Raw genomic sequence first — 19,730 nt, forward strand, 5'->3', positions numbered from 1 at the left:
GTTATCCCCGCCCGCCCTGACCTGCCGATCGGTCAGAACGGCGGAGGGTCCTCGGTGTCGGGGTGGAGGTGCTGGTGGTCCTCGGCGCGGAGGCGTCGGCGTTGCTCGGCGCGCCGGTCGCGGCGGTGCGGGCGCCGGCGGCGCGTGCGCGCGCTGCCGGTCTCGCCCTCCTCCGCTGCGCGGCGTTGGCGGGCGCTGGTCTCGGGGTCCCGGGGCGCTGCGAGGTGGGCCAGGGGACCGGTGGGCTCGACGGTGATGGCGACACCGGGGTCGGGGTCGGGATGGTTGGGGCCGTGGGCCCAGGTATAGCTGCCGTCGGGATTGCGCCAGTAGACCCAGATGCCCTCGGTCTTGAGGTTGTGGTCGTGCCTGCACAACCCGCCGAGGTCGTCGCTGGTGGTGCGCCCACCCGCCGCGGGGTCGTCGTGGTCGAACGGGATGATGTGGTCGAGGTCGGTGTGCGTGGCCTCCGCCTGGCAGCCGGGGAAGACACAGGTGCCGTCGCGGCCCTGGCAGAAGTGGCGCAGCGCGTCGGAGGGGCTGTAGCGGCTGGCTGCGGCGCTCGCGCGGTCGGCCAGGTCGGCGAGGTCGCTCACCCGGGGCTCCGCGGTGTGCAGCAGACGGGCCAGGGTGTGATTGGTGACGGGGCCGTAGCCGGCCAGATCGGTGGTGCCCTCGTGGTGATAGAGGTGCAGCAGGACGCGGCGGACGGCGGGCTGGGCGTCCGGGTCGCCTGGCAGGTTTCCGTCGGGATCGGGCAGGCTGGTCCAGCCACGGGACAGGGCCAGCAGGCCGGCGGCGCGGAGTTCGCCGATGCTGCGGGGGTCGTCGGGGTCGGCGGTGCGGGCCAGGGCGTTGACCCGGTCCATGATCTCGGCCCCCGTGTCGGCAGTGACCAGGGCGGAGATCTCGGTCAGATCGTCGCCCACCGGGGTCAGGGTGACGTCCTGGCCGCGGGCGGCGGTCTTGGCGCGGGCGGCGGCGCCGACGGGGTCGGTGCGCAGGATGGCCTTGGTGACCATCTTGCGCAGGGGGCCGATACAGGGCGGGTGGGTGCGTCGGCGGGTGGGGGCCAGTTGTCCGGCGATGAGGGCGTCGAGGGCGGGCATGTACTCGTCGGCAACCGTGCGGGTCTCCTCGGCGATGGTGTGGGCGGCGTACAGGCCGATCCATCCGGCCGTGAGGAGGGCGAGGCAGCGCGGAAGTCGTTCGGTGAAGTCCACGGCGGTGTCGATCAGGCGGGAGGCGGCACGTCGGGACAGGGCCATGGCGGTGCGGAGGGTTGCGGCGGCGATGTCGTGGGGGTCGCGCCCGTCGGGCCGGCCGTCGGGCATCTCGCCGGGGCCGGTGTCGCCGGCCTCGCGCAGGCAGTCGTAGGCGTACGTCACGGAGCGGGCCTCGGCGGCGTTGATGTGCCGCTGGGCGAGGTAGCCGCGTTGCTGTGTCGGTCCCCAACGGTCGTAGGCCTCGGGGACCAACACGGGTAGCCCGGAGGTGTCGAGGTAGACGAACCCTTCGGGGGCGGAGGCCGTTCCGTCGGCGGCGGGGGTGGTGAAGGTCTGTGCGGTGGTCATGACTCGATCGTATGTTCGAGGTCGGACAGCGAACTCGTGTTGCCGGTGGCGCACCTCGTCGTCGTCACCGAACCGGCGATGACCTGCGGTGCCCTGAACCCCCCGTCCTGGGCGCCCCCGGGTCACCGGGGTGGCTCCCGCCGCGGGCGGGCGGCCGGCCCGGCCGCCCACCGTCACTGGTGAACGCGCCCTGACCTGCGGTGCCCTGAAGCCCCCGTCCAGGGCACGGCCGGTGGCGGTGTACCGGGCCCCGGCGGGAATGTCCGACCCGACGGATAGGTTGGTTCCGTCGAAGCGTCCCGAGAAAGGAACCCGCACAGCCATGAGCCCCGCCGCCGAGACCAGGGAGTTCCAGGCCGAGACCCGCCAGTTGCTGGATCTGATGATCCACTCGGTGTACTCGAATCCGGACACGTTCCTCCGTGAGGTCGTCTCGAACTCCTCGGACGCCCTCGACAAGCTCCGGTTGGCCGCCCTCCAGGACGCGAGCCTCGGGGTGGACACCACCGACCTGCACATCCAGCTCGAGCCGGACGCGGCGGCGCGGACGCTGACGATTCGCGACAACGGCATCGGCATGTCCCGCGACGAGGTCGTGGACCTCATCGGCACGCTCGCCAAGTCGGGCACGGCGCAGGCGCGGGAGGCCCTGGCGGCGGCGCGCGCGGCGCAGGAGTCCGGCGAGTTGAGCGAGCAGGCCACGGCCGATCTCATCGGGCAGTTCGGTATCGGCTTCTACTCGACGTTCATGGTGGCGGACACGGTCACGCTCGTCACGCGCAAGGCCGGTGAGGCCACGGGCACCCGCTGGGAGTCCGGCGGCGAGGGCACGTACACCATCGAGGAGGCCGTCGACGCGCCGCAGGGAACCGCCGTCACGCTCGCGCTCAAGCCGGCCGGCGGCGACGCGGCGCTGCCGGACTACACCGCCGAGCACACGCTGCGCCGGGTCGTGCGGACGTACTCGGACTTCATCGCCTGGCCCATCCGCATGGAGGTCGAGCGCCCCGCGCCGGAGGCCGGGGTCCGGGACCCGGGTGACGACGACGAGGGCAACGATCCCCAGGCGGAGGACACCGTGACGGAGACCGTCACGCTCAACTCCCAGAAGGCGCTGTGGACCAAGCCGCGCTCCGAGGTGACCGCCGAGGAGTACGCCGAGTTCTACCGCCACGTGTCACACGCGTGGGACGAGCCGCTCGAGACCATCACGCTCAAGGCGGAGGGCACGTTCGAGTACCAGGCGCTGCTCTTCCTGCCGAGCCAGGTGCCGTTTGACCTGTTCTCGCCCGACACCAAGCGGGGCGTGCAGCTCTACGTCCGTCGTGTGTTCATCATGGACGACTGCGAGGAGCTGGTCCCGCCGTTCCTGCGCTTCGTCAAGGGGATCGTCGACGCCCAGGATCTCTCGCTCAACGTCTCCCGAGAGATCCTGCAGCAGGACCGTCAGATCCGGGCGATCCGCAAACGCCTGGTGCGCAAGGTCCTGCAGACGATCGAGCAGCTCCGGGCCGACCGTCCGGAGGAGTTCCGCACGTTCTGGGCCAACTTCGGGGCCGTCCTCAAGGAGGGTCTCATCCCGGCGCCCGGCGGCGACGACGCGCGCGACCAGCTGCTCGCCGTGGCCACGTTCGAATCGACGGCCGAGGCCTCGACCACGATCGCCGAGTACGTCGAGCGCATGGCCGAGGGGCAGGAGGAGATCTACTACCTCACCGGGCGGAGTCGGGAGGCGGTGGAGAACTCGCCGCACCTCGAGGCGTTCCGGGCGCGCGGGGTCGAGGTGCTCGTGCTCACCGACCCGGTCGATGAGGTGTGGGTGGACGCCGTGGGCGAGGTCGAGGGCCGGCGCCTGCGGTCCGTGGCCAAGGGCGACGTGGACCTCTCCGGGATTGGTGCGGACGCGGAGGACAAGGCGGACGAGCCGGACGCCGAGGAGTTCACCGACCTGCTCGCGTGGCTGGGCGAGGAGTTGGCGGACCAGGTCAAGCAGGTGCGGCTGTCGCACCGCCTCACCGAGTCGGCCGCCTGCATGGTGGGCGACGAGTTCGACATGACGCCGCAGCTCGAGGCCATGTACCGGGCGTCGGGCATGGAGATGCCCACGAGCAAGCGGATCCTCGAGCTCAACCCTTCGCACCCGCTCGTGCAGCGGCTGCGCGCGCAGCACGCCGAGGACGCGTCCGCCGCCGGACTGGCCGAGTCGGCCAAGCTCCTCGCGGGGGCGGCGGTGCTCGCCGAAGGCGGCGCGCTCGCCGACCCGGCCGCGTTCGCCAAGCTGCTCGTCGACCGGATCTAGAGAAGCGACTCGGCGAGCCGGAGGGTCGGCTCGTCGAACAGGACCAGCGTCGCGTCCTCGACGGAGGTGACGGTGGCGCCCGCGTCGCGGAGGGTGCCCAGGGCGGTGCGGATCGCGTCCTCGACCGGCCACCCGTAGGCTCCCGCGGAGATGAGCGGGAACGCGATCGAGCGGGCGCCGAGCTCGTCGGCCACCGCGAGGCTGTTCCGATAGCAGTCGGCGAGCCGCGCCGCGCCGCCCGGGGTGCGGCCGTGCACCGGCCCCACGGTGTGGATCACCCACCGGGCGGGCAGGTCGCCGGCGGTGGTGGCCACCGCGTGGCCGGTGGGCAGGCCCTCGGGGAGCGGGCCGGCGCGCAGCTCGCGGCAGGCAGCGAGGATCGCGGGGCCGCCGGCGCGGTGGATCGCGCCGTCCACGCCGCCCCCGCCGAGCAGGCTGCTCTTGGCGGCGTTGACGACCGCGTCGGCGGACAGTCGGGTGATGTCGCCGCGGAGAAGGCCGATCCTCATCGGGTGTCCGCGGCCTCGAGGAAGTGGACGTCGGTGCGGGAGGAGTCGAGCCGGTCCGTGAGCCACATGATGGTGGCGACCTCGCCTACCCACGCGACGCTCACGCACCAGCCGGCGAGGATGTCGCTGGGGAAGTGCACACCGAGGTACATGCGGGTGACGCCGATCGCGGGGACGTAGGCGGCCGAGCCGGCGATGACGGGCCAGCGTAGCGGGGTCTTCCACGCGAGGACGCCGGCGCAGGCGGCGAGCGCAGCGCTGGCCATGGCGTGGCCGCTGGGGAAGGAGTAGCTCTTCTCCTGGACGATGTGGGCGAAGAACGTGGGCCGCTCGCGTCGGTACATGATCTTGAGAACGGAATTGATCGTCGTCGACCCCACCAGGGACACGGTGAGCAGCGCCGCCGGGCGGCGACTCCCGCGGACGTAGGCCAGGTAGCCGGCGGCGGCGAGCGCGAAGGCGGGCACCGCCCAGACGCCGCCGAGGTGGGTGACGGCCCGCATGGCGCGGGTCGTGGCGGGCGAGTGCCGCTGCTGCAGCCACTCCATCACCGGCTGGTCGAAGGGCAACTTGGCGCCGTCGGTGATCCGCTCCGCGAGCTCGACGAACCCGATGACCGGGGTCGCGAAGCCGAGAAAGGCGACTCCGAAGACGGGCCAGGTGCTCGCGGGGAGCGGGATCTCGCGGCGATCGATGATGCTGCCGGTGAGGCCGTCGGAGGGATAGAGGCGGCGCAGCAGGCTCAGGCTGCCGGGGAGATCGGGAAGCCTCATGGGTTCAGCCTAGGCGGGGCCGGGGCGCACCGGACTGGTTCGCGGGCACTCCCCGACGATCGTCTGCACCGCCGCCCCGGTGAGCTTAGGCTGGCGTCGGATACTGCCGTGCTGAACCGCGACGGGAAGGCCAGCGATGGGCGAGACCAGAACCGAAGAGGACCTGCTCGGCACAAGGGAGGTACCGGCGGACGCCTACTATGGCGTGCACACCGTGCGGGCGATCGAGAACTTTCCGATCGCGCCCACCACGATCAGCGACATCCCGGACTTCGTCCGCGGCATGGTCATGGTCAAGAAGGCCGCCGCGCTGGCGAACCTCGAGATGGAGGTGCTCGACCCGACGGTGGCGGAGGCGATCATCGGTGCCTGCGACGAGGTGCTCGAGGACGGCCGGTGCATGGACCAGTTCCCGTCCTGCGTCTACCAGGGCGGCGCCGGCACGTCGGTCAACATGAACACCAACGAGGTGCTGGCGAACCTCGCGCTCGAGCGGCTCGGCCACCCCAAGGGCTCCTACGACATCATTAGCCCGAACGACGACGTCAACCGCTCCCAGTCCACCAACGACGCGTACCCGACGGGGTTCCGCATCGCGCTGTGGCACGCGCTCGAGCGCCTCGAGCCGGCGATCGTCGCGCTGCGGGAGGCGTGCTACGACAAGTCGGAGGAGTTCCGCGACGTCCTCAAAATGGGGCGCACCCAGCTCCAGGACGCCGTCCCCATGTCGCTGGGCCAGGAGTTCGGCGGCTTCGCGGTGACGCTCGACGAGGAGCTCCACGTGCTCGGCACGGCGGCGAGGATGCTGCTCGACGTCAACCTCGGGGCCACGGCCATCGGCACCGGCGTCAACACCCCGCCGGACTACCGGCGGGCGGTGATCCACCACCTGCGGGACGTCACGGGGCTGCCGGTGACCGGGGCGATGAACCTCATCGAGGCCACGAGCGACACCGGCGACTACGTCAACGTGCACGCCGCCCTCAAGCGGGCCGCGGCCAAGGTGTCCAAGATCTGTAACGACCTTCGGTTGCTCTCGTCCGGCCCGCGGGCGGGGCTCAACGAGATCAATCTGCCGGAGCTGCAGGCGGGGTCGTCGATCATGCCGGCCAAGGTCAACCCGGTGATCCCCGAGGTGGTCAACCAGGTGTGCTTCAAGGTCATCGGCAACGACGTCACGGTGACCATGGCCGCGGAGGCCGGTCAGCTGCAGCTCAACGTGATGGAGCCGGTCATCGCGCAGGCCATGTTCGAGTCCATCTCACTGCTCACGACGGCGTTCGAGACGCTCACGGAGAAGTGCGTCCGCGGGATCACGGCAAACGAGGAGGTGTGCCGGCAGAACGTCATGGACTCGATCGGCATCGTCACCTACCTCAACCCGATCATCGGGCACCACAACGGCGACCTCGTGGGACGGGAGTGTGCGCGGTCCGGGCGCGGCGTCCGCGAGGTGGTGCTGGAGATGGGCCTGCTCACCGAGGAGGAGGTCGACGACGTCCTCTCGCCCACCAACCTGCTGCGGCCCAAGTACAAGGGCCGCAAGGCCGGGCCGACGGCCTGAGAGGCCCGTCGGCCCGGCCTTGCGGACAGCGTTACTCGGCGGTGGGGACCGTCACTTGGCGGTGGGGACCTCGCCGACACGGCCGATGCTGGTCACGGCGATCTGGCCGAGCGAGCTCTCGAAGCCGAAGGACTTCTCGATGGCGGCGGCCGAGTCGGAGACGACGGCGTTGATCGCGGCCGAGGAGCCGGTGGCGAAGTCGAACTGGGCGAGGAAATCGGCGAGGGCCTTGAGCATGGCGTGCTCCCTGTCTTGTGGTGAACCGGGCGGACCCGGGCGCGGACGGTCTGCCCGCGCACAACCCGATTATCGGCGCAGGTGAATCGGGCGTTAGCGGCCGGACGAGTGTCGTTTGTCACCCGCTTTGCGCCGATGATCGGGGGCGATGCCGGTCCAGGACACCCGGACCGGGTCGAGCGGATACGGTCGTTTCATGAGCACTCCCACGAGCCAGGTCGTCGCCGGTCGCACCGTCGAGTTCCCCGTCCCCGTCGTGGCCGCCTCGATCTCGGGCGCCGCGTTCCTGTCCCGGGCCGCGGTGGCGCGTCGGCTCATCGCCGGGGGACGGCAGTCGGCGGTGCTGGACCGGGCGGGGGCGGAGCCGGTCGCACTGCCGGGCGGCCGGACCCCGGTCACGCTGATCCACGTCCGTTACCACGACGTCCCCGGCAACGTCCTGGGCGCGTATCACGAGGTGGGCCTGGCCTTCCAGGTGCGGCTGCCCGGGGTGGGGGTGGTGCAACACATCCACGAGCTGCCGGTGGACCAGGACTTCACGCTCGCGGCCGGCAACGAGCTGTGGGGCTTTCCCAAGTGGAAGGGCGACATGGTGGGCACGGCCGGCGGCGCGCTCGACGACGCCCGGCTCGGCCCGGTCGGCTCGGGCGGGGCGGGCGGTGTGGACCTGCGGTTCGACACCCGTCGTGGGCTCCCGTTGCCGGGGCGGCATTCGCTGGGCATGGACTGTGTCCAGGTCCGCGACGACGAGCCGGTGCTCGTCCGCGCGAGGGCACGCGTGGGTGGCGGCCGGGTGCGGCCGCTCGGAGGGGCGCGGGTGGCGCTCGCGCCGGGGGCGCGGGACGGCGGCGACGTGGCGCGGACCGCCACGGCCGTGGTGGAGCTCGGGCTGGACCGCGCCCGCGCGCTCGGCACCTTCTCCTTCGAGCGGTTCGAGGCCGAGTTCAGCGCCCCGCAGCGGCTCTGAGTGCCTCCCGCGCCGCGGGCTCGGCGGCGGACCGGTCGGTGGCCACGAGGCCGATCCGGCTTCGCCGGTCGAGGACGTCGCCGGCGTCGAGCGCGCCCTCGTGGGTCACCGCCCAGGAGAATTCGGCGCGCGTCACGTCGAGGCCCTGCGCCACCGGGTCGAGCGGCCGGTCGAGCAGCGACGCCGCGACGACCGCCGGGGCCTCGGCGCCGAACCGGGCGACGAGCGGGGCGGGGAGGGGCTCGCCCCCGGACGGGGCCGGCGTCCCGTCCCGCCCCGCCCCGACGAGCGGTAGGTCGGCGGTGCGGCACGGCCGCGCGGCGCGGCCGGCCAGGCGCCCGACGACGAGGTCGACCACCTGCTCGGTCATGAGCCGGTACTCGGTGAGCTTGCCGCCGGTTACCGTGACGAGACCGTTCGCGGCGGTGAGGATCGCGTGCTCGCGGGACAGGTCGGCGGTCTCGGTGTCGGCGGCGCTCACGCTCGCACCCGCCTCGACGAGCGGGCGTAGGCCGGCGAAGGTGCCGATCACGTCGTCGCGGGTGAGCGGACGGGCCAGGGCGCGGCCGACCACGTCCAGCAGGAAGTCCACCTCGTCGTCGTCGGGGGTCGGGACGTCGGGGACGGGGCCGGGCGCGTCGACGTCGGTGAGCCCCACGAACACGCGCCCGTTCTCGGCCGGGAGGCAGAAGCAGAAGCGGTTGGTGCTGCCCGGCACGGCCACGGTGAGCGCGCCCGTCGGGTGACCGAGGGCCTCGGCGCGCACGACGAGGTGGGTGCCGCGGGAGGGGCGCAGCCGCAGGCCGGGGGCCAGCTCGTCGGCCCATACGCCGGTGGCGTTGACGACCGCGCGGGCGGGGAGGGCGAACTCGGCGCCGGCGAGCTCGTCGCGCACGGTGACCTCGGTGCCCGACGCGGCGACGGCCCGGGTCCGGGTGAGTATCGTGGCGCCCTCGCGGGCGGCGGTGCGGGCCACGGCGACGACGAGGCGGGCGTCGTCCACCAGTTGGCAGTCCCAGTTGACGTGCCCGAACAGCAGCCCCTCGCGGCGCACGCCGGGGACGAGGTCGGCCACCCGGGCGGGCCCGACGATCCGCGCGCCGGGCAGCAGCCGCCTGCGGGTGCGGGCGAGGCGGGTGAGGACGGTGCCGGCGAGGAACCCGAGGCCGGGCAGGACGGCGTGCGCGGGGCGGGTGCCGCGGTAAACGGGGACGACCTGGGCCAGCGGGCGGGTGAGGTGCGGGGCCGTGCGGGACAGGAGGATCCCGCGCTCGACGGCCGAGCGGCGTGCGATGCCCACGTCGCCGGAGGCGAGGTAGCGCAGTCCGCCGTGGGCGAGCTTGGAGGACCAGCGGCTCGTGCCCCAGGCCAGGTCGTGGGCCTCGAGCAGGACGGTCTCGAGGCCGCGGGAGGCGGCGTCGAGCGCGATGCCGACGCCGGTGATCCCGCCGCCGATCACCACGAGGTCGACTGGGTCGCGGCGCTCGCGCAGGACGGTGAGGTCGCGGGCGCGGCGGGCGGCCGACAGCGCGGTGGCATCGGGCGGGGACACGGGAGGGGTCACGGAACCTCGTCGCGGGTGGGAGGGGGTGATCTACCGTTCCAGCATGACCCCTCAGTCACCGTCAGACAACACCCGCCTCCCCCTCCCTCCCATGACGCTTTCCCGCTGGGGCGCGGACCCGGAGGGCGAGCCGATCTCCGAGGGCACGCGCGCCCTGGTCCACGAGCTGCTCGGCGTGAGCGCCGAGGACGCGCCCCGGTTCGACGCCGCGGCCGTGCGGTCGTCGGCGTCCCGACTCACCGCCGACGACCTCGCGGCGCTCGCCGGGATCGTGGGGGAGGGCAACGTCTCTACAGACGACGAGCAACGCCTGCCGCGGGCGCGCGGCAAGTCCACGCCCGACCTGCTCCGGTGGCGACGCGACTCCGAGGTGCCGTGCCCGGACGCGGTGGTGGCCCCGCGGACCGACGACGAGGTGCTCGCCCTGCTCACGTGGTGCGGCGAGGCGGGCGTGGCGGTGGTGCCGTTCGGCGGCGGGACGTCCGTGGTCGGCGGGCTCGAGCCCGACGCCGGCGCCCACCGCGCCGTCCTCTCCTGTGACCTCGTGCACTTCGACGGGCTCGCCTCGCTCGACCCCGTCTCCGGCGAGGCGGTCCTCGGCGCCGGGCTCACGGGGCCGCGCGCGGAGGACCTGCTCGCCGCTCACGGGTTCTCGCTCGGACACTCCCCGCAGTCGTTCCCCTTCGCGACGATCGGCGGCTACGCCATGACCCGCTCCTCCGGCCAGGCCTCGGCCGGCTACGGACGGTTCGATGAGATGATCCGTGCGCTCACCGTGGTGACACCGGTCGGGGTCGTCGAGGCGGGGCGGGCGCCGTCCTCGGCTGCGGGGCCGGACCTTCGGCACTGGCTCGTGGGGTCGGAGGGGACGTTCGGGATCTGCACGCGGGTCACCGTGCGCGTCCACCCCGTTCCCGAGGAGGTGCGGCACGAAGCGTTCCGCTTCCCCGACTTCGCCACCGGCGTGCGGGCCGTCCGCGCGGTGGAACAGCAGGGGGCCGGGCCCACGGTGATCCGCCTGTCGGACGAGACGGAGACCGCGCTCAAGGCCGCCGTCGCCGGGAGCGGGGGTGACGACGAGGCCGGCGGCTGCCTGTGCGTGACGCTGTTCGAGGGCACGCCGGAGCACGTCCGCTCGCGGCACGAGGAGACGCGGGCGGTGCTGCTGGACCACGGGGGCGTCTCGCTCGGGGCCGGGCCGGCGCGGTCGTGGGAGCACGGCCGCTATGCCGCCCCGCCGCTGCGGGACTCGCTGCTCGACGAGGGCGTGCTCGTGGAGACCCTGGAGACGGCGACGGACTGGGCGGGGATCGTGGGGCTGCGTGACGCGGTCGTGGGAGCGCTCACCGAGTCGCTCGAGGCCGGCGGCACCCTCGCGGCGGTCCTGACCCACGTGAGCCACGTGTACCCCACCGGCGCCTCCCTGTACTTCACGGTGGTGGCGGGGCAGCGCGGCGACGACCCGGTGGCGCAGTGGCGGACGGCCAAACACGCGGCGAGCGAGGCGATCCTCGCGGCCGGCGGGACCATCACCCACCACCACGGGGTGGGCGCGGACCACCGGCCGTATCTCAGCGAGGAGATCGGCGAGGTTGGTGTGCGGATGCTGCGCGCGGTCAAGGCCGAGCTTGACCCGCACGGAGTCTGCAACCCGGGAACGCTGATCCCGTGAGCGCCGGGGACGGGGGGCGGTTCTCCCACCACGAGATCGGCCGGGTGGCCCTACTGGTCAACCCGGCCGCCAGCGGCGGTCGCGGCGGCGGGGTGGCGGACCGCGCGGTGCATCGGCTGCGCGAGCGCGGGGTGGATGCGGTGGTGCTCACCGGCGGATCGGCGGCCGAGTCCCGCGCGCTGGCGGCGCGGGCGGTCGCGGACCCGACGGTGGACGCGCTCGCGGTGTGCGGCGGCGACGGCATGATCTCGCTGGCCGTGCAGGACCAGGCGGGCTCGGACACGCCACTGGGGATCGTTCCGGCGGGGACCGGCAACGACCTGGCCCGCGAGTACGGGATCCCGCTCGGCGACCCGGAGGCGGCGGTGGACGTGGTGCTGGCCGGCCGGGTCGAGCGGAGCGACCTGGGGCGCGCCATCACCGACAGCGGCGAGGAGCACCTCTTCGCCTCGGTCCTGTGCGCGGGGTTCGACTCGGCGGTCAACCGGCGGGTCAACGAGATGCGGTTCGTCCGCGGTGCGCTGCGGTACGTGGTGGCCTCCGCGCTCACCTACCCCGGCTACCGCGCGCAGCGGTTCCGCCTGACCTTCGACGACGCGGACGTGGTGGAGCAGGAGATCGTGCTCAGCGCGTTTGCGATCACGCGCTGCTACGGCGGGAGCATGCGGATCGCGCCGGACGCCGACCGCGCCGACGGGCTGTTGGACGTGGTGTACCTGGAGGACGTGCCCAAGGTGCGCGGCGTGTGGAACTTCCGGAAGGTGTTCGCCGGCGAGCACGTGGGGGTGGAGGGCGTGGTGACGCGGCGGTGCCGGACGGTGCGGATCGAGGCCGCCGGGGTGGAGGCCTACGCCGACGGCGACCTCGTGGCGCCGCTGCCGGTGACGCTCGACGTGCTCGCTGGACAGGGTGCGTTTCTCGTCCCCTGAGCCCCATCCGTAACGCTGGTATCCGCTGGTCACGGGCGTATCGCCCCACATCTGCCCCATTCGCCATTCGGTTCGCTTCAGGCACGCCGAGGCGGCATGATCACCTCTATGCGCTCCAGGCTCACCGCGTCACTCGCGACCGTCCTCGTCACCTCCGCCACCCTGATGGGCGCCGGCGCCGGGTCCGCGTCGGCCCAGTCGGTCGACGGTCTGCCGGCCCTCGGCCCCGCACCCGGCGTCGAGGCACTCCTCGCCCAGGCGCGGGCCCTCGTCCCGCAGGAGGCTCTCGCGGCCGTCGGTTCCACCGGGGTGTACCGGGACGTCGCCGGCGGGCTGCGCGGCGGGCTGCGCGGCGGGATCGTTGCCGAGATCGACGCCTACCGCGTGGCGCATGGCCGCGGACCACTCGCGTCCAACCCCGGGCTCGACCGTGAGGCCCAGGCGTGGGCCGACCACCTCGCGGCCCGCGACACCGTGGTGCACAACCAGGCGCTCATCAACCGCGGCTTCGGCGAGAACATCGTGGCGGCCGGCCACTCCTGCGGCGCCGTGTGCCTGGTGAACCTCTGGAAGAACTCGCCCGGCCACAACGCAAACCTGCTCGAGCCCGGCTACCGCTCGGCGGGCATGGGGATCGCCTACACGCCCACCAAGGTCTTCGTGGTCCACAACTTCTCCTACTGATCCGCCTCCACGCCGCGCACGTATGTACGCGGTGCTCACCTCGGGCGTACCGTCCTATCCATGGCCGAACGGATCATGAGCGCACTGAGGCTCAAAACGGATGCGGGGGTGTTCCTCACCACCGTCGGGATCGTGTTGACGTTCGTCGTCATCACCTTTGCCGCCGGGACCTGGGTGGGGAATGTCTTCGGGACCCTCTCCGGGTGGATCATGACCAACCTCGGCTGGTTCTACATCGCCGGGGTGACGATCTTCCTGCTCTTCCTCGTCTGGATCGCGATGAGCCGGTTCGGGCACGTCCGGCTGGGCGGCGACGGCGAGCTCCCCGAGCACTCCACGCCCGCGTGGTTCGGCATGCTCTTCGCCGCCGGCATCGGCACGATCCTCATGTTCTGGGGCGTGGCCGAACCCATCTCGCACTTCGCCACCCCGCCCCGGGGCGGGGTGGAGCCCGGCAGCTCCGAGGCCGCGCACGAGGCAATGGCCTTCACGCTCTATCACTTCGGTCTGCACACGTGGACGATCTTCGCGCTGCCGGCGTTGGCCTTCGCCTACTTCATCTACAAGCGCAAGATGCCGCCGCGCGTGAGCTCGATCTTCGCCCCGGTCCTCGGGCAGCGGGTCTACGGGCCGATCGGCAAGGCCATCGACGTCGTGGCCCTCGTCGGCACCGTGTTCGGCGTCGCCACCTCGGTCGGGCTGGGCACCCTGCAGATCAACGCCGGGCTCAACGAGCTCTTCGGCATCGAGGTCGCGCCGTGGGTCCAGGTCCTCGTGATCGTCGTGGTGACGACCATCGCGTGCATCTCGGTGGGGGCCGGCCTCGAGAAGGGCATCAAGCGCCTGTCCACGACGAACATCGTCATGGCCATCGCCCTCCTCGTCTTCATCCTCGTCACCGGCCCCACGTTGTACCTGCTCAAGGGGACGGTCGAGTCCTTCGGCGTCTACGCCTCGACGCTGCCCGAGCTCGCCTTCTGGAACAACGTGTTCCCGGCGAGCGAGGACCTCGCCGACTGGCAGAACACGTGGACGGTCTTCTACTGGGCGTGGACCATCACCTGGTCGCCGTTCGTCGGCATCTTTATCGCCCGCATCAGCCGCGGCCGCACCATCCGCCAGTTCGTCTTCGGCGTCCTCATCCTGCCGGTGGCGTTCTCGGTGATCTGGTTCGGGATCTTCGGTATGGCGGCGTTCGACGTCGAGCTCAGCGGCTCCGGGGGCCTCGTCGAGGCGGTGGTCGATGAGGGCGACATCCCGGGGGCCCTCTTCGCGTTCCTCTCGAACTACCCGCTTGCGACCTTCGTCTCCGGGGTGTCGATCCTCCTCGTCGTCATCTTCTTCACCACCTCCGTCGATTCCGCGTCGATGGTCGTGGACATGATGGCCTCGGGCGAGGACGACTCCGTCTCGCCGGCGCCCGCCCACCAGCGCATCATCTGGGGCGTGCTCATGGGCGCGGTGGCGGCCACGCTGCTCGCCGGCACCGGCGAGGGCGGGCTCACCGCACTGCAGGAGGTCATCACGGTGATCGGCCTGCCGTTCTTCGTCATGGGCTTCGTCATGATGTTCAGCCTCGTCCGCGGCATCGCCACCGACCTGGGCGAACGGCCGCCCACCGTCACCCGCCAGTGGGACCGCGCCTACTCGGCGGAGGAGTTCGAGCGGAACGAGGGCGCGCCGTCGCCGGAGCCCGTCGGGCCGCTCTCCCGGATCCCTGACGAGGACGAGAAGGTGGACGAGGACGACGCCCCGCCGGGACGCATGGGCTGATCGGCGGGTGTGGGCCACGGCCGCGAACCGGTTGTGGATTGACACCTGTCAAAACTACGGTGGACGTACAGCAACACGATCTCACCGAAAGAGGGGCGAGCGCCCGCCATGGGTCCCAGCGAGAGGTCCACCACCGTTCACGGCGCCGTCCACGATGCGGTCGCCGCCACGGTCCGTCTCGGGGCGGTCACGACGATCGAGGCGGCCCAGCTCGTCGTCGACCACACCGTCGGCCGGCTGCTGGACACCGATCCGGACCGGGTCCGCTAGGCGGTCAGTACCCGCGCACGCCGAGCATCGTCATGCCGGTATGCATACGGGCGCCCCATTGATACGAAAGAGAAATGTGGTGTACATAACACCATTTCGGTGACTTGACTTACACTCGGTAATCCAGCACGGGTGCTTGGAAATTCCGGGCGCCCGGGTAGTGCAGGAGGTTCTCGATGATCCAGAACGCCCTCGTCACCACGCTGCGCGTGGGGGTGGCCACGACCAACGAGGTCGCCCAGATCCTCGTCGACAACACACTCGGGCGCCTGCTCAACACCAACCCCGACAAGGTCCGCTAGCCGGGACCCGCCGCGGCTCACCGGCTCGGGGTGACGTCCCGGACCTCGCCCACGAGCCGTGCGAGCACGTCCCCGAGGGCCACGACGCCCTCCGGCTCCCCGCCCCCGCCCACGATCGCCAGGTGGGCGCGCGCCCCCTGCATCGCCGAGAGCACGTCGTCGAGCGGCGTGGTGGGCAGCACCTCGCCGATCACGCGGATCCGCTCGTCGCGCAGCGGCTCGGCCGGGTCGTCGGACACGATGTCCTTGACGTGGACGTAGCCAGCGAACCCGCCGTCGGCCGCCCGCACCGGGAAGCGCGAGTGCCCGGTCCGTACGCACAGCTCCTGCACCTCGCCGGTCGTCCAACCGGCCTCGACCGTGTCCACCTCCGCGAGCGGGCGGGCCACGTCGGAGGCGGTGATGTGGTCGAAGGCCAGCGCACCGGCGAGCAGGGTGGCCTCGTCCTCGTCGAGCAGCCCCTCGTCGCCGGAGGCCTCCACCATCCCCAGCATCTGGTCCACGGTGAACGTGGTCTCCACTTCGTCCCGCGGCTGCACCCGGCACACGTAGCGGACCACGAGGTTCGCGGTCTGGTTCATGAGCCAGATCGCCGGCAGGAACACCAGCACGAACACGCGCAGCACGGGCCCCAGCAGCAGCGCCGCGGCCGCGGGCCGGGCGATCGCCATGTTCTTGGGCACCATCTCGCCCAGCACCATGTGCAGGAACGTCACGATGAGCAGCGCGATCACGAGCGCGATGGGATGGACGAAGCCCCGGGGCACCCCGACGGCGTCGAGGGGCTTGGCGATGAGGTGGGCGATCGCCGGCTCGCCCACCGCGCCGATGAGCAGCGAGCACGCGGTGATGCCGAGCTGGGTCGCGGCCAGTGAGCCCGAGACGTTCTCCAGCCCACGCAGGGACCAGCGGGCCCGCAGGCTGCCCTCGGCCGCGCGCGGCTCCAGGTGGTCGCGGCGGGCCGAGACCATGGCGAACTCGGAGGCCACGAAGAAGCCGTTGCCCAGCAGCAGGAGTACCAGGATCGCGATCGCGGTGACGTCATTCATCGTCGTCCCCCTCCTCGGCGGGGCGCTCGACGGTGGCCCGGAGCCGGCCGACGCGGTAGGCGTCCATCGACTCGACGGTCAGGCGCACGCGGGCGCGGGTGGGCAGGTCGTCGCCGTCGCGGTGCTCGTGGTCGTGCGCGTCCACCACGATCTCGTCGCCCACCTCCGGGAGCCGGTCCAGCCGTTCGGAGAGCAGGCCGGTGAGCGTCGAGGAGGTGTCGGGCGGCGGGATCTCCAACTCGAGCACCGCGCCGAGCTCGTCGGGGCGCGTCAGGCCGGTGACGACGACGGTCTGGTGGTCCACCGGCTCGTGCGTGCGGGAGGCGGTGTCCTGCTCGTCGTCGATCTCCCCGACGATCTCCTCGACGAGGTCCTCGAGCGTGACGATCCCGGCGGTGCCCCCGAACTCGTCCACCACCACGGCCATCTGCAGCTCCGACTCGCGCAGCAGCCGCATGAGGGGGTCCAGGGACATCGCCTCGGAGACCACCGTGGCCTCGGAGACGATGTCGCGGACCGGGGTCGTGGCGCGGTCGGCCGCGGGGACGGCGAGTGCCTGGCGGTAGTGCACCACCCCCACCACCTCGTCGACCGTCCCGCCGAGCACCGGGAAGCGCGAGGTGCCCGTCCGGGCGACCGTGTCGAGCAGGTCCTGGGCGGTGTGGTCGCGGAGGAACCGGACGAGGGGGCGCGGCACCATCGCGTCGGAGGCACGGTGCTCGCCGAAGGAGATCGAGCGGGTGACGAGCTCGGCGGTGTGCGGGTCCATCGACCCCTCCCGGCCGGAGCGGGCGGCCGAGGCCCGCAACTCCTCGCCGCTGCGCGCGTCGCCCGGCTCCTCCTGCGGGGTGAACCCGAGCAGGCGCAGGACCCAGTTGGCGGAGGCGTTGAGCGCGGTGACGAGCCAGCCGAACACGGCCATGAAGATCTTCTGCGGGAGCACCACGAGCCGGGAGACCCGCATCGGCGCGGCGATCGCCCAGTTCTTGGGGACGAGTTCGCCGAAGACCATCTGGAGGAAGGTCACCACCACGAAGGCGGCCGTCATCGCGATTCCGCGGGCCGCCGCGTCCGGCATGCCGGCCAGGCCGAGAGCGTCGGTGAAGAGCTCGCCGACCGAGGGGCCGGTGAGGAAGCCCACGACGAGGCTCGTCACGGTGATGCCGAGCTGGGCGCCGGACAGGTTGGTGGAGGTGCGCGAGAGCGAGTCGTCGAGCGTCGAGGCGATCCGGTCCCCCTCCGACCTGGCCGCGCGCACGTCGGCGCGGTTGACGGTGAGGAAGCCGAACTCGACGGCCACGAAGAGCGCGTTGGCCGCGATGAGGACGACCACCGCGAGAGTGAGGACAACTGCGAGTGCCACGGGCGTGCGGGCCTCAGGCGCCGTCGGTGGTGCCCTCGGTGCCCCCGAGAGTGTGATCCGGCTGGTCGGGTGCCCGGTAGACGCCCTTCTGGCGGGCGCGCTCCTCGGCGTGCGCGTCCTCGTCGGCGGTCCCGCCGGTGGCCGCGCCGGCGTCGGCCGCGTCGTCCGTGCGGGCGTCGCAGCCGTCGCCCACCCGCGTGCCGTCGATGGTGTTGCCGTAGTTCTCCACGGGCTCGGGGGGTGTCTCGTCCTGCACGGGGGTCTCCTGACGGTGAGGGTGCTGGCGTCCGACAGAAACGACACTAACCGGCCGGGCCCGCGACGGCCTACTCTGTAGTCCATGGCGGACAACCCCTTCGGTCGGGTCATCACCGCGATGGTGACCCCGATGCACGACGACGGCGCGATCGACTACGACGGGCTGCAGCACCTCGCCGTCCACCTTGCCGACCGCGGCCACGACGGGCTACTGGTCAACGGCACCACCGGCGAGTCCGCTACCACCACCGACGACGAGGACTACGCGTGCGTGGCGGCCGTCGTCGAGGCCGTGGGTGACCGCGTCGCCGTCATGGCCGGGTGCGGCACCAACGACACCGAGCACTCGATGCGCGCCGCCGAGGAGATGGCCGACCGTGGCGCCGACTCGCTGCTCGTGGTGACTCCGTACTACAACAAGCCCACGCAGGACGGGATCGTCGAGCACTTCCGGATGATCGCCGAGGCCGGCGACCTGCCGGTGATGGCCTACGACATCCCCGGGCGCACCGGCACCGCGCTGGCCACGGACACGATCCGCCGCCTCTCCGAGATCCCCGGGGTCCGGGCCGTCAAGGACGCCAAGGGCGACCTCTTTGAGTCCAGCCGCCTCATGGCCGAGACCGACCTGCTCTGGTACTCGGGCGACGACGTGCTCAACCTCGTGCACCTCGCGATGGGCGCGACCGGCATCGTCTCGGTCGTGGGTCACGTGGCGGGCACCGACTACCGCGCCATGATCGAGGCCGTGGACGCCGGCGACCTGGCGCGTGCCCGCGAGATCCACACCCGCCTCATCCCCGCCGTGGACGCGATCATGCACACCTCGCAGGGTGCGATCCAGGTCAAGGCGGCGCTCAAGGATCTGGGCGTCATCGGTTCCGACCGGCTGCGGATGCCGCTCATGCAGGGCCCACCGGCGCACCGGGAGAAGCTGCGCGCGGGCCTGGCGGCCGCGGGACTGGCGTAGCGGGTTGACCGGTGCCATGGCGCAGCACGAGCTGCTCAGGGCACGGGGCGGGCGAACTCCACCATCTCCGTGCAGCGGTCGAACAGTTTCGCCGCGGCGGCCGGATCGTGGGAACGCCTGGTCGAGGAGACGACCGCGGGGTATCCCTTGAGGCCGCCGAGGGCGCGCGGGCCCACGAACGTCCCGCCGGGCAGGTCACGGACGGTCGCGGCGAAGAGGGTGGGCAGCGCGCCCATCGCGGCGGTCTGGCCCACCCCGGGGATGGCGTTGCCGAGGGCCATGAACCGGTCGACGCCGTTGCGACCGCTCTGCCTGATGAGTTCGGTGGCCGTGTACCCGGGGTGCGCTCCGTACGAGCGCAGGTCCTCGCCGGCGCTCCGGAAGCGGCGCTGCCACTCGTAGGCCAGCATGATGCACGCGAGCTTGGAGTGGCCGTACGCTGCGAGCGGCCGGTAACCGCGAAGGTCCATGCTCAGGTCGTCGGGCCGGATCCGCCCCCACAGGTGCGCGAGCGAGCCCAGCCACACCACGCGGTCGGTGAGGCGGCGGTGCAGACCCAGGGTGAGCGCGTGGTGGCCCAGGACGTTGACGCCGAACTGCATCTCGTGGCCCTGCGCGGTGCGCGCCCACGGGATGTTCATGAGGCCGGCGTTGTTGACCAGCACGTCGATCTTCTCGTCCGTGGAGTCGACGAACTCGCGGACCGAGTCGAGGTCGGCCAGGTCGAGGCGCCGGACCTCGGTGCGGTCGCGGGCCGCGGCGGGGAGGGAGTCGCGGGAGGCCGCGGCCTTCTCGAGGTTCCGGCAGGCCATGATCACGCGGGCGCCCCGGGCGGCGAGTGCCTCGGTGGTCGCCAGGCCGATGCCGGCGTTGGCGCCGGTCACCACGAAGGTCCGGCCCGACTGGTCGGCGATGTCGGTGCTGTTCCATCCCGGGGTGCGGCTCATGACGCACAGTCAACCAGCCCTGGTGG

General features: G+C 72.2%; 19 protein-coding genes. 10 read left to right on the top strand and 9 right to left on the bottom strand.

Going from position 1 to position 19,730, the window contains the following annotated elements:
- Nucleotides 1-32: 32 nt before the first annotated feature.
- On the bottom strand, nt 33-1,574 hold the full coding sequence (locus ACH0BZ_RS05095) for a DUF222 domain-containing protein (protein ID WP_406896893.1): 1,542 nt from the start codon (nt 1,572-1,574) through the stop codon (nt 33-35).
- A 322-nt stretch (nt 1,575-1,896) separates the two neighbouring features.
- Between ACH0BZ_RS05095 and htpG the strand changes: the two genes are divergently transcribed.
- Entirely contained in the window at nt 1,897-3,873 is a 1,977-nt protein-coding gene (htpG, locus tag ACH0BZ_RS05100) for a molecular chaperone HtpG (RefSeq protein WP_406896894.1), read from the top strand.
- On the opposite strand, the gene ACH0BZ_RS05105 is transcribed toward htpG, so the two are convergent.
- Together ACH0BZ_RS05105 and ACH0BZ_RS05110 are read right to left on the bottom strand one after the other, a co-directional pair.
- Nucleotides 3,870-4,382 carry an O-acetyl-ADP-ribose deacetylase gene (locus ACH0BZ_RS05105; RefSeq protein ID WP_406896895.1) on the bottom strand — a complete coding sequence of 171 codons (513 nt, stop codon included), beginning with the start codon at nt 4,380-4,382 and terminating at the stop codon, nt 3,870-3,872. The two genes, htpG and ACH0BZ_RS05105, sit on opposite strands and share 4 nt — an antisense overlap.
- Nucleotides 4,379-5,155, bottom strand: a complete 777-nt coding sequence (locus ACH0BZ_RS05110; protein ID WP_406896896.1) for a phosphatase PAP2 family protein — start codon at nt 5,153-5,155, stop codon at nt 4,379-4,381. Before ACH0BZ_RS05110 ends, ACH0BZ_RS05105 begins: the two co-directional genes overlap by 4 nt.
- A 136-nt stretch (nt 5,156-5,291) precedes the next feature.
- Between ACH0BZ_RS05110 and aspA the strand changes: the two genes are divergently transcribed.
- Nucleotides 5,292-6,719, top strand: a complete 1,428-nt coding sequence (gene aspA / locus ACH0BZ_RS05115; protein WP_406896897.1) for an aspartate ammonia-lyase — start codon at nt 5,292-5,294, stop codon at nt 6,717-6,719.
- Between the two features lie 51 nt (nt 6,720-6,770).
- On the opposite strand, the gene ACH0BZ_RS05120 is transcribed toward aspA, so the two are convergent.
- Nucleotides 6,771-6,956, bottom strand: coding sequence for a hypothetical protein (locus ACH0BZ_RS05120; RefSeq protein WP_406896898.1), 186 nt, complete (start codon nt 6,954-6,956; stop codon nt 6,771-6,773).
- Between the two features lie 196 nt (nt 6,957-7,152).
- On the opposite strand from ACH0BZ_RS05120, the gene ACH0BZ_RS05125 reads away from it, so the two are divergent.
- A complete protein-coding gene (locus tag ACH0BZ_RS05125; protein ID WP_406896899.1) occupies nt 7,153-7,923 on the top strand; it encodes an acetoacetate decarboxylase family protein in 771 nt (256 codons plus the stop codon).
- Here ACH0BZ_RS05125 and ACH0BZ_RS05130 read toward each other — a convergent pair.
- On the bottom strand, nt 7,901-9,487 hold the full coding sequence (locus ACH0BZ_RS05130) for a glycerol-3-phosphate dehydrogenase/oxidase (RefSeq protein ID WP_406896900.1): 1,587 nt from the start codon (nt 9,485-9,487) through the stop codon (nt 7,901-7,903). The genes ACH0BZ_RS05125 and ACH0BZ_RS05130 overlap by 23 nt on opposite strands.
- A gap of 91 nt (nt 9,488-9,578) precedes the next feature.
- Here ACH0BZ_RS05130 and ACH0BZ_RS05135 point away from each other — a divergent pair, with 91 nt between their 5' ends.
- The 6 genes from ACH0BZ_RS05135 to ACH0BZ_RS05160 all read left to right on the top strand — a co-directional run bounded on the left by ACH0BZ_RS05135 (nt 9,579) and on the right by ACH0BZ_RS05160 (nt 15,117).
- Entirely contained in the window at nt 9,579-11,159 is a 1,581-nt protein-coding gene (locus tag ACH0BZ_RS05135; RefSeq protein ID WP_406896901.1) for an FAD-binding oxidoreductase, read from the top strand.
- Nucleotides 11,156-12,088 carry a diacylglycerol kinase gene (locus ACH0BZ_RS05140; protein WP_406896902.1) on the top strand — a complete coding sequence of 311 codons (933 nt, stop codon included), beginning with the start codon at nt 11,156-11,158 and terminating at the stop codon, nt 12,086-12,088. Before ACH0BZ_RS05135 ends, ACH0BZ_RS05140 begins: the two co-directional genes overlap by 4 nt.
- 108 nt (nt 12,089-12,196) lie before the next feature.
- The gene (locus tag ACH0BZ_RS05145) at nt 12,197-12,772 is read left to right on the top strand and encodes a CAP domain-containing protein (protein WP_406896903.1); all 576 of its coding nucleotides are present in this window, start codon (nt 12,197-12,199) and stop codon (nt 12,770-12,772) included.
- 60 nt (nt 12,773-12,832) lie between these two features.
- Complete coding sequence (locus ACH0BZ_RS05150) at nt 12,833-14,545, top strand: BCCT family transporter (RefSeq protein WP_406896904.1); 1,713 nt, start codon at nt 12,833-12,835, stop codon at nt 14,543-14,545.
- Between the two features lie 108 nt (nt 14,546-14,653).
- Complete coding sequence (locus ACH0BZ_RS05155) at nt 14,654-14,815, top strand: hypothetical protein (RefSeq protein WP_406896905.1); 162 nt, start codon at nt 14,654-14,656, stop codon at nt 14,813-14,815.
- Between the two features lie 176 nt (nt 14,816-14,991).
- Complete coding sequence (locus ACH0BZ_RS05160) at nt 14,992-15,117, top strand: hypothetical protein (RefSeq protein ID WP_406896906.1); 126 nt, start codon at nt 14,992-14,994, stop codon at nt 15,115-15,117.
- 17 nt (nt 15,118-15,134) lie between these two features.
- On the opposite strand, the gene ACH0BZ_RS05165 is transcribed toward ACH0BZ_RS05160, so the two are convergent.
- From ACH0BZ_RS05165 to ACH0BZ_RS05175, 3 genes are read right to left on the bottom strand one after another with little or no spacing between them, the layout of a single operon-like run.
- Complete coding sequence (locus tag ACH0BZ_RS05165; protein WP_406896907.1) at nt 15,135-16,166, bottom strand: hemolysin family protein; 1,032 nt, start codon at nt 16,164-16,166, stop codon at nt 15,135-15,137.
- Nucleotides 16,159-17,529: a hemolysin family protein gene (locus ACH0BZ_RS05170; protein ID WP_406896908.1), complete on the bottom strand. Its 1,371-nt coding sequence runs from the start codon at nt 17,527-17,529 to the stop codon at nt 16,159-16,161. The genes ACH0BZ_RS05165 and ACH0BZ_RS05170 overlap by 8 nt, the downstream gene beginning before the upstream one ends.
- A 13-nt stretch (nt 17,530-17,542) precedes the next feature.
- Nucleotides 17,543-17,785 carry a hypothetical protein gene (locus ACH0BZ_RS05175; RefSeq protein WP_406896909.1) on the bottom strand — a complete coding sequence of 81 codons (243 nt, stop codon included), beginning with the start codon at nt 17,783-17,785 and terminating at the stop codon, nt 17,543-17,545.
- Nucleotides 17,786-17,869: 84 nt separating this feature from the next.
- Between ACH0BZ_RS05175 and dapA the strand changes: the two genes are divergently transcribed.
- A complete protein-coding gene (gene dapA / locus ACH0BZ_RS05180) occupies nt 17,870-18,757 on the top strand; it encodes a 4-hydroxy-tetrahydrodipicolinate synthase (protein WP_406896910.1) in 888 nt (295 codons plus the stop codon).
- A gap of 35 nt (nt 18,758-18,792) precedes the next feature.
- Here the strand turns inward: dapA and ACH0BZ_RS05185 are convergent, their stop codons facing one another.
- The gene (locus ACH0BZ_RS05185; protein WP_406896911.1) at nt 18,793-19,704 is read right to left on the bottom strand and encodes an SDR family NAD(P)-dependent oxidoreductase; all 912 of its coding nucleotides are present in this window, start codon (nt 19,702-19,704) and stop codon (nt 18,793-18,795) included.
- Nucleotides 19,705-19,730 lie beyond the last annotated feature (26 nt).

Source organism: Dietzia sp. 179-F 9C3 NHS, assembly GCF_045369825.1.
Classification (GTDB): domain Bacteria; phylum Actinomycetota; class Actinomycetes; order Mycobacteriales; family Mycobacteriaceae; genus Dietzia.